General features: G+C 71.9%; 10 protein-coding genes and 1 pseudogene. 8 read left to right on the top strand and 3 right to left on the bottom strand.

Annotation, left to right across the window (positions count from 1 at the left end; all coding sequences use genetic code 11):
* Positions 1-26: 26 nt before the first annotated feature.
* Together gnd and PV410_RS18695 are read right to left on the bottom strand one after the other, a co-directional pair.
* Positions 27-1469 (bottom strand): NADP-dependent phosphogluconate dehydrogenase, encoded by a 1443-nt coding sequence (gnd, locus tag PV410_RS18700; protein ID WP_500325888.1) that lies wholly within the window; start codon positions 1467-1469, stop codon positions 27-29.
* A gap of 167 nt (positions 1470-1636) precedes the next feature.
* Positions 1637-2062: a hypothetical protein gene (locus PV410_RS18695; protein ID WP_500325886.1), complete on the bottom strand. Its 426-nt coding sequence runs from the start codon at positions 2060-2062 to the stop codon at positions 1637-1639.
* 588 nt (positions 2063-2650) lie between these two features.
* On the opposite strand from PV410_RS18695, the gene PV410_RS18690 reads away from it, so the two are divergent.
* The 4 genes from PV410_RS18690 to PV410_RS18675 all read left to right on the top strand — a co-directional run bounded on the left by PV410_RS18690 (position 2651) and on the right by PV410_RS18675 (position 8475).
* Complete coding sequence (locus tag PV410_RS18690) at positions 2651-3949, top strand: epoxide hydrolase family protein (RefSeq protein WP_500325884.1); 1299 nt, start codon at positions 2651-2653, stop codon at positions 3947-3949.
* A gap of 218 nt (positions 3950-4167) precedes the next feature.
* Entirely contained in the window at positions 4168-4932 is a 765-nt protein-coding gene (locus tag PV410_RS18685) for an SDR family NAD(P)-dependent oxidoreductase (RefSeq protein WP_500325882.1), read from the top strand.
* 206 nt (positions 4933-5138) lie between these two features.
* Positions 5139-6455, top strand: a complete 1317-nt coding sequence (nhaA, locus tag PV410_RS18680; protein ID WP_500325880.1) for a Na+/H+ antiporter NhaA — start codon at positions 5139-5141, stop codon at positions 6453-6455.
* A gap of 118 nt (positions 6456-6573) precedes the next feature.
* Positions 6574-8475 carry an alkyl/aryl-sulfatase gene (locus tag PV410_RS18675; protein WP_500325878.1) on the top strand — a complete coding sequence of 634 codons (1902 nt, stop codon included), beginning with the start codon at positions 6574-6576 and terminating at the stop codon, positions 8473-8475.
* A 31-nt stretch (positions 8476-8506) separates the two neighbouring features.
* On the opposite strand, the gene PV410_RS18670 is transcribed toward PV410_RS18675, so the two are convergent.
* Positions 8507-8674 (bottom strand): hypothetical protein, encoded by a 168-nt coding sequence (locus PV410_RS18670; RefSeq protein WP_500325876.1) that lies wholly within the window; start codon positions 8672-8674, stop codon positions 8507-8509.
* A 135-nt stretch (positions 8675-8809) separates the two neighbouring features.
* On the opposite strand from PV410_RS18670, the gene PV410_RS18665 reads away from it, so the two are divergent.
* From PV410_RS18665 to PV410_RS18650, 4 genes and pseudogenes are all read left to right on the top strand, one after another.
* Positions 8810-11086 carry an AAA family ATPase gene (locus PV410_RS18665; protein WP_500325874.1) on the top strand — a complete coding sequence of 759 codons (2277 nt, stop codon included), beginning with the start codon at positions 8810-8812 and terminating at the stop codon, positions 11084-11086.
* A gap of 80 nt (positions 11087-11166) precedes the next feature.
* A complete protein-coding gene (locus PV410_RS18660; protein ID WP_500325872.1) occupies positions 11167-11955 on the top strand; it encodes an alpha/beta fold hydrolase in 789 nt (262 codons plus the stop codon).
* A 153-nt stretch (positions 11956-12108) separates the two neighbouring features.
* On the top strand, positions 12109-12798 hold the full coding sequence (locus tag PV410_RS18655; RefSeq protein ID WP_500325870.1) for a type 1 glutamine amidotransferase domain-containing protein: 690 nt from the start codon (positions 12109-12111) through the stop codon (positions 12796-12798).
* A gap of 356 nt (positions 12799-13154) precedes the next feature.
* Positions 13155-13307, top strand: a pseudogene (locus PV410_RS18650) (ketol-acid reductoisomerase); the annotation flags it as partial.

The following is a 13307-nucleotide window of genomic DNA, read 5'->3' as shown; positions in this document are numbered from 1 at the left end:
CGCCCATGACACGCGGACTCGCCCGGTCAGCTGACGGGGTTCTCGGTGCGGTCGGTGTCCCAGCGGGTGTGGTAGCTGCCGGGGCGGTCGGTGCGGCGGTAGGTGTGGGCGCCGAAATAGTCGCGTTGGGCCTGGGTGAGGGCCGCAGGCAGGCGCGGGGTGCGCAGGGTGTCGTAGTGGGCGAGGGCGGCGGCGAAGGCGGGGGCGGGGACGCCGTCGCGGGTGGCGTGGGCCACGACCAGGCGCCAGGGGAGCTGGGCTTCGCCGACTTCGCCGGCGAAGCCGGGGTCGGCGAGGAGGCTGGGCAGTGCGGGGTCGGTGGTGTAGGCGTCGCGGACGCGGTCGAGGAAGGCGGCGCGGATGATGCAGCCGGATCGCCACACCGCGGCGACGGCGGCGAGGTCGGTGTTCCAGCCGTAGGTGTTGCCGGCGGCCTGGATCTGGTGGAGGCCCTGGGTGTAGGAGATGACCTTGGAGGCGTACAGGGCCTGCTCGACCTGGTCGGTGAAGCGGGCGGCGTCGCGCTCACCGAGGACGGTGCGCGAGGGGCCGGGCAGGGCGGCGCCGGTGGCGCGCAGGGCGGTGTGTCCGGACAGGGAGCGGGCGAAGACGGCCTCGGCGATGCCGGAGACGGGGACACCCAGGTCGAGGGCGGTCTGCACGGTCCAGCGCCCGGTGCCCTTCTGCTCGGCGGCGTCGGCGACGACGTCGACGAAGGGGAGACCGGTGTCGGCGTCGCGGTGGGCGAGGACGTCGGCGGTGATCTCGATGAGGTAGGAGTTCAGGCGGCCGGTGTTCCACTGGCGGAAGACCTCGGCGATCCGCGCGGGCTTCCAACCGGTGGTGTGGCGCAGCAGGTGGTAGGCCTCGGCGATGAGTTGCATGTCGGCGTACTCGATGCCGTTGTGGACCATTTTGACGAAGTGGCCGGCGCCGTCGGGGCCGAGGTGGGCGACGGCTGGGCTGCCGTCGGGGGTGGTGGCGGCGATGTCGGTCAGGACGGGGGCCAGGAGCTGGTAGGCCTCTTGGGAGCCGCCGGGCATGATGCTGGGGCCGTTCAGCGCGCCGTCCTCGCCGCCGGAGATGCCGGTGCCCAGGAAGTGGATGCCGCGTTCGTGCAGCGTGGCTTCGCGGCGGCGGGTGTCGGCGAAGTGGGCGTTGCCGCCGTCGACGATGACGTCACCGGGTTCCAGCAGCGGCGCGTACTCGTCGATCACGTCGTCGGTGGGCTTGCCGGCCTGCACCATGACGATCAGACGCCGGGGCCGTTGCAGGGCGGCGACCATCTCCTTGGCGGAATCCGCGGCGATGAAGGTGCCCTCGTGGCCGAAGTCGTCGACGAGGGCCTGGGTGCGGGCGGTGGTGCGGTTGTGGACGGCCACGGTGTAGCCGTGACGGGCCAGGTTGCGGGCGAGGTTGCGGCCCATCACGGCGAGGCCGGTGACGCCGATCTGTGCGGTGGGGAACACGGTTCTTCCTTCGGGTCTTTGGCGGTGGCGTAGTGGTTGCGGGAACCTGGGGCTGCTCGTCGCTGGGAGGGGGCAGGCCACCGCTGGCTCAGGCCCCTTTGCCAGCAGTGGCCACGACCGGGACCCTTGGTGCACGCGCACTACGGGTCCCGTGCATCGGCCGGCTTTCAGGCGGCGGCCTGTCGCGGCGGAAGGAAGGCACCGGCGGTCTCCGGGTCGGGCCACGGTGTGACGGTCTCCCCGGCGACGAGCCAGCCGTAGGCACCTCCCCGCTTCAGGCGCAGCTCGTAGAGGAAGGGGGCGGTGGTGTCGCTCATGCGCCGGTAGAGAAGCGCGGTCGCGTACTCGCCCTGGTCCTCGGCGTGCAGGACCTTGTACTCGGTGGACAGGGGCGTCTCACCCGCCTGTCCCCGGGCCGCGAACTCCGCGAAGACCTCCTTGCGGGGAGCTGCCGCGATGGCTCCTTCCCGGGTCGGGAAGAGGATCGCCATGTCGTCGGTGTAGAGCTTCTCCATGGCGTCCATGCGGTAGTTGCTGCCGTCGTGCACGACGCGGGAGATGAACTCCTGCATCTCAGTGGTGATGGCACTCATGGCTTTTCTCCTTCTGCTGGGTGTTGAGGTACGCCGGCGGTCAGTCCGGTCAACGGCCGACCGGCGGCGGCATCGCGAGGAGCGCCCTCAACGACACTTTGTGGATGGCAGGGCGAGGATTCACTCGGACTCTGGCCGACACCTGCATCTGGCCCTGCGTGTACGCCGGGAAATGATCGTTCGACGTATGCCGAACAACCTAACACGGCCGAGTTCGCCCTGAACGTTGCGACCGGCGTGACGGCTCTCTCATTGCACGTGCACACGGTGTCACCCATGCGTCGGAACAAGGTCCGTGAGCTATGCCACCTTCGCGACATCCCCGGTCGGCGAATGGCCGGTGTACGGTCGCAAGCGACGTTCGATGACTGGCGAAACATGGCGTACGCCCGGCCTGTTGTCGTGCGCGAAGGGGCCCCCACCCGCCAATGAGCGGCGTGACACCGTGCCCACACGAAATCAACGCAACATTGGCCACCGCATCGCAGGGGCGCTGTTTTCCTGCGCGAAATGGGCCGCCGAACTCCTCTCAGGCCCACGCCAGGCATATCCCGCTGAATCGAAATGACCGACTGGAGTGAGTAACGCATGGCGAGTCAAGCGAGCAATCTCAGCCGTCGACGGTTGCTGTACGCCATGGGGGCGCTGGGCGCGGGAACCGCCGCGGCGGCGATGGCGTCCGGCGTCGCCGAGGCCGTCACGGGAACGGGCGCCACGACTGCGGGCTCGTTCACGCCGCCTCCGGGCAACGGCGCGGTCGTGCCCATGAGGCTGCATGTGCCGGAGCGCATGCTGGACGATCTGCGGCGACGCCTGGCCATGACCCGGTGGCCGACCGAGGAACTCGTGGACGACTGGTCCCAGGGGGCTCCGCTGTGGCGGGTCAAGCGACTCGTGGAGCACTGGCAGCGACACTACGACTGGCGCAGGGTGGAGGCGCTGCTCAACGGAATCGGGCAGTACCGCACCGTGATCGACGGTGTGAGCATCCATTTCCTGCATGCCAGGTCACCGCACCGCGACGCCATGCCCATCATGCTCACCCACGGCTGGCCGGGCTCGATCCTGGAGTTCCGCAAGGTGATCCGGCGCCTGACCCACCCGACCGAGTTCGGTGGATCCGCGCGTGACGCATTCCACGTGGTCACACCGTCCCTCCCGGGATTCGGCTTCTCCGGTCAGCCGGACGCCGTGGGATGGGGGCGCGTGAGGACGGCGAAGGCCTGGGCGAAGATCATGCCTCGCCTTGGGTACGACCACTACCTCTCCCAGGGAGGGGACTGGGGAGCTGCCGTCAATGTGCAGCTGGGGGTCCTGCGTCCCAAGGGATTGCTGGGCATCCACCTGAATTTCCCTCAGATCGTCCCCCCTGATCTCGACCCGAAGCGCCTCACTCCGGAGGAGCGGGTCGCGATGAACCAACTGAACGCACAACAGCAGAACGAGATCGGCTACCAGCTCCAGATGATGACCAGGCCCCAGACCGTGTCCTACTCCCTGGCGGACTCCCCGGTCGGGCAGGCCGCCTGGATCTACGAGAAATTCGGTGTCTGGACCGACAGTGACAAGAACCCCGAGTCGGTCCTCACCCTGGACGAGATGCTGGACGACATCACTCTGTACTGGCTGACGAATACGGCGGAGTCCGCCGCACGCTTCTACTGGGAGAACTCGGACATCACCATGAACGCGGTCAAGATCGACGTGCCCATGGGCGTCACACTGTTCCCCAAGGAGTTCTACACGCCGCCGCGCGCATGGGCCGAGAAGGCCTTCCCCAACCTCGTCTACTGGAATCGGGCCAGCAGGGGCGGGCACTTCGCGGCGTTCGAGCAGCCGAAGATCTTCGCGGAGGAGGTGCGCCGATTCGGCCGGCTCTTCCGCTGACATCCTGCTGCGCCCACAGGCGGCCCACCGCCGAACGCGGTGGGCCGCTTGCGTTTCTCCGGCACGGCACGGCACGGCACGGCACGGCGCGGCGTCGCGCAGCAGCCGCCGGGGCGACCTGCGGCGCGTGTCATGCCTCACCTTTCCCATCAAAGCGTTTCACACGTGATGTACCTTGTTCGTAGTTCGCCGAACATCGAACAAAGGAGAGAGAGTCCATGACCACCACATCCCACCTGCCCTTCTCCGGTCACGTCGCCATCGTCACCGGCGCGGGATCCGGTATCGGCCGTGCGACGGCACTCGCTTTGGCGCAGGCCGGGGCGAACGTGCTCGGCGTCGGTCGCCGGATGGATGCCCTCGTGGAAACAGCCAAGGCCCACCCGAACATCGAAGCCCTGTCCGTGAACCTCGTCGACGACGGCGCGCCCGCGCAGGTCGTCAACACCGCCGTGGCGCGTTGGGGACGGCTCGACCTGCTGGTGAACAACGCAGGCGCCACGGCCGTCATGCCCCTGGCCGAGGCGGACAAGCAGGTCATCACCGACCTGTTCGCCCTCAACGTGGTGGCCCCGAGCATGCTGGCGCACGAAGCCCTGCCCCATCTGCGCACGTCCTCCGGCAGCATCGTCAACGTGTCGAGCACCTACGGACACCGCCCGATGTCCGGCGGATCCCACTATGCGGCCACCAAGGCCGCGATCGAGCAGATGACCCGCAGCTGGGCCCTCGAGCTCGCGGCGGAGGGCATCCGCGTCAACTCCGTCGCTCCCGGCCCCACCCGGACCGACGTCATGGTCGCCGCAGGCCTGACCCCCGAGGCGATCAACGACATGTACGCGTACGAGCGCGACCGCATCCCCACGCACCGCATCGGGGACGTCGAGGACATCGCCCACTGGATCCTGCGCATGGCCGAGCCGGCTGGACGCCAGGCCACCGGGCAGGTCATCACCGTCGACGGCGGCCTGGAACTCATCTGACGTCACCGCCGTCACAGCTGACGCGGGCGCCAGGCGTGGGAGGTGCGGAGGTGCGGGAGGTGCCGGGAACGGTTGGGGCCGCCGATGCGCCGCCGTTAGGGTGTCAGCAAGGCGTCAAGAAGAGGCGCCCGGTGTGCCGGGAAGTCTGGTCGGCGTTGTGAGGGGCCCCGTGCCCGTTGCCGCCGACGCCCCGGAGGTTCGCCCATATGGCCACCGCCCCCCGTTCCCGCCCCCCGTTCCTCGGCGTGCTCCCGTGGCCGGAGCGGCGGGCCGTCGCCCGAGCCCTGCGGACGGAGACGGTCGGCGGCCTGGTCCTGCTGGCCGCGGCGGTGGTGGCCCTGGTGTGGGCGAACGGTCCGTTCAGCGGCGCGTACGAGGCGGTACGCGACTTCCACTTCGGCCTTCCCGTGCTGGGGCTGGACCTGTCGGTGGGGCACTGGACGGCGGACGGATTGCTGGCGGTGTTCTTCCTGGTCGCCGGGATCGAGCTGAAGCGCGAACTCGTCGTCGGCGAACTGCGCACCCCGGCCACCGCCGCGCTCCCGGTCATCGCGGCGGTGTGCGGCATGGTGGTGCCCGCCGGGCTGTACGCCGTGGTCGCGGCGTTCGGGGGCGGCAGCCCGAGCGGCTGGGCGGTGCCGATGGCCACCGACATCGCCTTCGCGCTGGGGGTCCTGGCCGTCGTCTCCACCCACCTCCCCGCGGCGCTGAGGGCCTTCCTCCTCACCCTCGCGGTGGTCGACGACCTGGGCGCGATCCTGGTCATCGCGGTGTTCTTCACCTCCGACCTCAACCTCTGGGCGCTGCTCGGCGCTGCGGCCGGGCTCGCGGTGTTCTACGCGCTGCAGCGGCTACGGGTCACGGGCTGGTGGTGGTACGTGCCGCTCGGCCTGGTCATCTGGGCGCTGATGTACAACGGCGGCGTGCACGCCACCGTGGCCGGGGTGGCCATGGGCCTGATCCTGCGGACCACCCGCGACGAGGACGAGGTGACCTCGCCCGCCGAGCGCACCGGCTACCTGCTGCACCCCTTGTCCGCCGGTGTCGTCGTCCCGCTGTTCGCCCTGTTCGCCGCCGGGGTCGGCGTCTCCGCGGGTGCCCTGGGGGAGGTGTTCACCAGGCCCGAACCGCTCGGTGTCGTCGTGGGTTTGGTGCTCGGCAAGATCGCCGGCATCTTCTGCGGAACCTACCTTGCCGCCCGTTTCACGCGGGCCCGGTTGAATCCGGACCTCGCCTGGGCCGACGTGTTCGGCCTCGCCACCCTGGGTGGCATCGGCTTCACCGTGGCCCTGCTGATCGGCGAGCTCGCCTTCCCCGCGACCGCGCAAGGTGAGCACGTCAAGGCCGCGGTCCTGGTGGCATCGGTGATCTCGGCCTGCCTGGCCGCGCTGCTCCTGCACCGCCGCAACCGGCTGTACCGGCGGCTGTGCGCCGAGGAGGACACCGACGCCGACGGGGACGGCGTCCCCGACATCTACCAGCGCGGCGGCGCGAGCCCGGCGACGGCCGAACAGGCGGACTGATCGCGGGTTCGTCCGGGCGGCGTACTCCCGCTGGCATGCGGACGCCGTCCTGCCGAGGCTGGCAGAGGGTTCATCCCGTGTGGGCGTGATGACGGTACCGGTCTCGAAGGAGAACACGATGTCCGCCGATTCCGCGCTGAAGGGCCCCGAACCGGCGATCGTCGCCGCCAACCAGGCCGCACGAAGCCTTCTGCCGTTCGAGGACAGCCGCGACCTGGACGACGCCGGCCGTGGTTTCCTCGGCACCGTCGAGCAGCGGGAGATCACGGACCGCGACGGTCGCACGGTGTGGTCCCTTGACGCGTACGGCTTCCTCGACGCCGACTGCCCGGACACCGTGCACCCGAGCCTGTGGCGGCAGAGCGCTCTCGTCGCCCGGCACGGGCTGTTCGAGGTGGCCGAGGGCATCTACCAGGTACGCGGCTTCGACCTGTCCAACATGACGGTCGTCGAGGGCGAGCGGGGCATCCTGGTCATCGACCCCCTCCTGTCCGTCGAGACCGCCGCGGCCGCCCTGGCCCTGTACCGGCACCACCGCGGGGACCGCCCCGTCAGCGGCGTGCTCTACACCCACAGCCACGTCGACCACTTCGGCGGCGTCAAGGGTGTCGTGACCGCCGAAGAGGCCGGAGCCGGACTGCCCGTCATCGCCCCCCAGGGTTTCCTGACCCACGCCGTCAGCGAGAACGTGTACGCGGGCACGGCGATGGCGCGCCGCGCCGCCTACATGTACGGCGCCGCACTGCCCAAGGGGACGCACGGTCAGATCGGGGCAGGTCTGGGGCAGACGACCTCCACGGGCACGGTCAGCCTCATCCCGCCCAGCGTCGAGATCATGCGCACCGGCCAGACGCACACCGTCGACGGCATCCGCATGGTCTTCCAGCTCACCCCCGAGACCGAGGCGCCGGCCGAGCTGAACATCCACTTCCCCGGCCGCGCGGCGCTCTGCATGGCCGAGAACGCCACCCACAACCTCCACAACCTGCTCACCCTGCGCGGCGCCGAGGTCCGGGACCCACGCGTCTGGGCGCAGTACCTCACCCAGACCATCCAGCTCTTCGGCGCCTCCTCCGACGTCGCCTTCGCCTCGCACCACTGGCCGACCTGGGGCCGCGCACGCGTGCTGACCTTCCTGTCCGACCAACGCGACCTGTACGCGTACCTGCACGACCAGACCCTGCGCCTGATCAACCAGGGACTCACGGCCCTGGAGATCGCCGAACGGATGCACCTGCCGCCGGCCCTGGAACACGTCTGGCACACCCACGGCTACTACGGCTCCGTCAGCCACAACGTCAAGGCGATCTACCAGCGGTACCTCGGCTGGTTCGACGGCAACCCCGCCCACCTGTGGGAACGCCCGCCCACCGAGGCCGCCACCCGCTACGTGGACTTCATGGGAGGCGCCGACGAGGTCCTGCGGCGCGCCCGCCGGTCCTACGCGGAAGGAGACTTCCGCTGGGTGGCCCAGGTCGTCAACCACGTGCTGTTCGCCGACCCCGGCAACACCGAAGCACGAGAGCTGCAGGCGGACGCCCTCACCCAGCTCGGCTACGGCAGCGAGAACGGGACGTGGCGCAACTTCTTCCTCACCGGCGCCCTCGAACTGCGCCACGGCCCGGTCGGCACGCCCACCGTCACCGCGTCGCCCGACGTGATCTCCGCGCTCTCCCTCGACCAGCTCTTCGACTCCCTCGCCATCCGCGTCGACGGCCCCGCCGGCTGGGACGCGGACATCACCATCCGCTGGAACGTCCACGGCTCGGAGCCCATCACCTGGCGCCTGCACAACGGCGTGCTCACCCACGTGCCCGGCGAGGGCCCCGCCGCCACCGAACCCGACCTGGCGGTCACCCTCCCCGAAGCCGATCTGCGGGCCGTCCTCCTGGGAACCCTGCCGGCGGCCGACCTGGCGGCCCGAGCGGGCATCCAGGTGTCGGGCGACCCCGGCAAGCTCGCCGAACTCCTGGCGTACCTCGGCGAACCCGACCCGGACTTCGCGATCGTCACTCCGTAGCAGCCCCTGGCTGCACGGGACCGGTCGGGTCCTACCCGCTGAGAGCGTCCACGAGGAAGAGGAACACGTTCAGGCCGAGTACGACGACGGCAACGAATCCCACGACCACCAAGGAGCAGCCACCGGCGATCGCCACCATGACCCAAGCGCGGCCGACGGCACGGCGGCACTCGGTGTCGTCGTCCCAGTCGTGATCCACCCTCGCCCCCCTTGTCGAGGCACCGTACACCGCGGCCTCCGCGGCGATCGCGGGTGCGCGCGGCGGCCCCGGGCCTCCGGCCGGGCCGGGGCGGGCACCGCGGGGGTTCCAGGCGGGTGCCGGTTAGGCTGGGGCGTGTCCCTCATCGGCCGTGGCCAGGAGCTTTCCGCGATCGGGGCCCTCCTCGACCGGCTGCGTGCCGGCGTCGGCGAACGCCTGGTCGTCACCGGGCCGCCGGGGGCGGGCAAGACCGCGCTGCTGGCCGCCGCGGCGGAGCTGGCCGCCGAGCGCGGCATCCGGGTCGAGCACACCAGGGACCGCACGCTTTCCGCGCCCGCCGTTCCGCCGCACCCACCGGGGTCGCCGGGGGAGCCCGTTCTGCTGCTGGCCGACGAGGGCACGGCCGAGGACCTGCCCGGGTCCGGCGCGCCCCCGGGACCGCGCGCACTGCTGGCCGCCGCCCGGGAGTACTCCGGGGACGGGACCCAGTTGAGGCTGGGCGGACTGTCGGGCGCGCGGTTCGCCGCGCTCGTGCCCGGGCTGCCGCCCGACGCCGTCCACGCCCTGTGGCTGGTCTCCGGCGGGCTGCCCGGTCCCGCACTCTCCCAGGCCGAACGGCTGAAGGACCTGCCCGGGGACGCCGACCCGGCCGTGCACCTCGCGCTGGTCTTCCCGTCGCGGGCCCAGTTCCTCGAACTCGACCTCGGACTCGTCCGGTTGCTGGAGGAGGCCGCCGAGCGACCGGTCGCCCCTGCGGTCCGCGCCCGGGTGCTGGCCCGGCTCGCGCGCGAGCTGCTGGCCGACACCACGGCCCTGGCGCGCCGCCGGGACCTGGCGGACACGGCGCTCGGCCTGGCCCGCGCATCCGGCGACCCGGGCACGGTCGCCGAGGTCCTCGACGGCCGGCTGCACGCGCTGTGGGACCCAGCCGCCACCGCCGAACGCCTGGCCACCGCCGGGGAGATCGTCGCTCAGGCCCGCCAGGCGGGTGACGCGGCAGCCGAGTGCCGCGGCCTGTTCTGGCGCTTCGTGGCGTACACCGAGACCGGGGACCTGACGGCCGCCGAGGCCGCGCTCGCCGTGTACGTCGGCGCCGCGGAACAGGCCGGCCACACCGACGCCCACGTGGTGGCGCTCTCCCGGCGGGCGATGCTCGCCACGGTCAGGGGCCGGTTCGAGGAGGCCGGGGAACTCGCGGACCGGATCCTCGTAGCCGGGCCCAAGGCGGGGGTGAGCGACACCGAGAGGCTGGCCGGTTCGGTGCGCCACCAGCTGGCCGTCGTACGGGGCGGCACCGAGACCCCGGTCGAGCCCTGGCAGCGGATGGCGCGCCGACTGCCCGGGCACTTCTTCGAGGCCACGGCGGCCCGGGCGATGCTGGGGTCGGGACGCGAGGTCGAGGCCGGTCTGGAACTGGAACGGCTGCTGCCCTCGGTGCTCGAGGGCACCGGCCCGCGGTGGATCGGCGCGCTGGCCGACCTCGCGGTCGTCGCCTCGCGGACCGGTAGCCCGGCGGCGGCCGCCGCACTCTACGACGCCCTGCTGCCCTACCAGGGACGGCTGGTGGTGTGGGGCGGCGCCAACACCGTCACCGGACCCGTCGACGACTACCTGGGCCGCCTGGCGGCGCGCCTGGACCGGCCGGACGCCGCCCTCGGCCACCTGGACGCGGCAGCCGAGCTGTCCCGCCGTACCGGCGCCCTCCCCTGGCTCGCGCACATCCTGGCGGCACGGGCGGAGGTCCGCACCCGGCGCGACGGCCCGGGGGACCGGGAAAGGGCGGCGCAGGACGTGGCGCAGGCCCGGTCGATCGCGGAGCGGCTCGGCATGGACGGTCTCCTTTCCACCCTCCGCGCAGCCGGTCCGCCGGACGGCCGGTGGCGCTGGGTGCTCGACGGGCGCGACTGGCGACTGGAGGCCGGCGGCGAGACGGCCCGGGTGCCCGACGGGCGCGGACCCCGTTACCTGCGCACACTGCTGGCGGCGCCCGGCCAGGAGATCCCCGCGCTCGATCTCGTGGCCGGCGGCGCCGGGCTCGCGGCTCCGGCGGCCGATCCGCTGCTGGACGACACGGCACGCGCCTCCTACCGCCGACGGCTCGCCGTGCTCGACGACAGCCTCGACGCCGCCGACCGGGCCGGTGACGTGGACGCCGCCGCGGCCGTGCAGGCCGAGCGCCGGGCTCTCCTCGCCGAACTCCGGCGTGCGACCGGCCTCGGCGGCCGCCCCCGTGCCCACGGCGACGCGGCGGAGCGGGCCCGGGTCGGCGCCACGCGGGCGCTGTGGGGGACCGTCCGGCGCATCGAGGCCGCCGCGCCGCTCGCCGGTGCCCACCTGCGGGCGTCCCTGCGGACGGGCCGCCTCATGCGTTACCAGCCGGGCCCCGGCGGCCCCGGGCGCTGGCAGGTGTGACGCCGGTCACGAACGGATCGTTCCCCGCGGGGTTACGCCTCCTGTTGTGCACGGCACGCACCACTGGAAGGACGCACCACATGAGCACCGGCGAAGCCCCTCTGACGTACGCGGGTCTGCGGGCGGAGCGCCGGGGCGAGCCGGACGGCCGACCGCCGCTCGTCCTGCTGCACGGCCTGAGCTACGACCGTCACCGGTGGGGCCCGCTCCTGCGGGAGCTGGAGGCCGCCGACCCGGGGCGGAGCGTCCTCGCCGTCGACCTGCCGGGACACGGGCAGTCGCCGCCGCTGGACCGGCACGGGCTGGACGACGTCGCAGCCGTCGTGCACCAGGCGGTCACCGAGGCGGGCCTGACCCGGCCGGTCGTGGTGGGGCACTCCATCGGTGGTGCCATCGCCACCGCCTACGCCGCGACCCACCCGGTGCGGGGCGTGGTCAACATCGACCAGCCGCTGCGCGTCGGCGGCTTCGCCGACCTGCTGCAGCGCAACGCGGACGTGCTGCGCGGCCCGGACCACGGCACGATCTGGAACGGCCTGCTCGGCCGCATGGGCATCGACGGCCTGCCGCCGGAGGCCCGCGCTCTCGCCCGGCCCGACGCGACGCCCGCGCGTGACCTACTGCTGGCCTACTGGGACGAGTTGCTGACCACACCGCCCGAGCTGCTGGAGGAGCGGAACGCCGCCCGCCTGGAGCGCATCGCGTCCCAGGACACGCCGTACCACTACGTCACCGGCGCCGAACCCGACCCGGACTACCTCACCTGGCTCCGCAAGGCCCTGCCCGGCGTCATGATCACCGTCCTCCCCGGCAGTGGCCATTTCCCGCACCTCGCCCACCCTGCGGAGGTCGCCCGGCTCCTGAAGTGAGGGCGGTGTGCGCCGCTCACCGAAGGCGCAGGTCAGCCGGGCATCCGGCGCCGCGCGAAGGCCGTGCCTGGCGGACCTGCTGGGGGCGCATCATGCTTTAAGTAACACATGGCCCCTAACTGTGTCGGATACCGACAGGGAGGCGATGGTCCGATGGCGAAGCTGCTCTTCGTTCTGACCGGGGCGTCGTACTGGACGCTCAAGGACGGCACCAGGCACGCGACGGGTTACTGGGCCGAGGAGTTCGCGGCCCCGTACAAGGCGCTCAGTGAGGCCGGCCACGAGATCACGGTCGCCACTCCGGGCGCGGTGATCCCGACCGTGGACATGATGAGCCTGCGTCCCGACATGGCCGGCAGCGCGCAGATCGCCCTCGACCTGGAGGAGATCATCCGCTCCGCGGAGGTGATGCGGCGGCCCATCCACCTGGCGAACGCCCGGGTGGAGGACTACGACGCCGTCTACTTCCCGGGCGGCCACGGGCCCATGGAGGACCTGTGCGTCGACCCCGACGCCGGCCGCCTGCTGACCGCGGCGCTCGCCTCCGGCAAGCCCCTCGCGGTCGTCTGCCACGCCCCCGCGGCGATGCTGGCGACCAGGATCCACGGCCAGTCCCCGTTCGCGGGCTACCGGGTCACGGCGTTCACCAATGAGGAGGAGGAGGCGGTCGGCCTCGCCAAGCGCGCGCGGTGGCTGGCGGAGTCCGAACTCATCGACATGGGTGTCGACTTCACCAAGGGCGAGATGTGGAAGCCCTACACGGTGGTGGACCGGAACCTGTTCACCGGCCAGAACCCCGCCTCCGCGGCCGTCCTGGCGGAACGCCTGCTCAAGGCGCTCTAGCGGGTGCGTGCCCGGCCCCTGCCGGGGGCCTTCTGATTGCGGCGGAGCCCAACGGGGCCCGGACCGGTGATCGTTGCCGGTCCGGGCCCCGTGATCCGGGAGCGCCGGTCCCTCGCTCGAAGCATTGAAGGCGACCGGTCGTCCGGGGGCGGGTCGCCGTGGAGCGGTCGGCGGACACGCCTTTGCCGCCTCGCCGCCCTGCCGCCATCCCGTGGCCGCCGCCCCGTCACGGAAGGCGGCAGGCTCTCCCCGTAGATTCGACATGCGAGTCCGCTGCGAGCGGGCGAACATCGACACCCTTCGAGCGGGTCTCCTCGATGCGACACGGAGGCTTGCGGCATGGAAAGGCTTCACCTGTGGCTGAGCTGTTCTACGACGACGATGCCGACCTGTCCGTCATCCAGGGCCGTAAGGTCGCGGTCATCGGCTACGGGAGCCAGGGGCACGCGCACGCGCTGTCGCTGCGCGACTCGGGTGTGGACGTGCGGGTCGGTCTGCACGAGGGCTCC

Source organism: Streptomyces sp. PA03-5A, from assembly GCF_033792725.1.
Lineage (GTDB): Bacteria > Actinomycetota > Actinomycetes > Streptomycetales > Streptomycetaceae > Actinacidiphila.
Note: the sequence above shows the minus strand (reverse complement) of the source record. Positions and strands in the feature narration are given on the sequence as shown.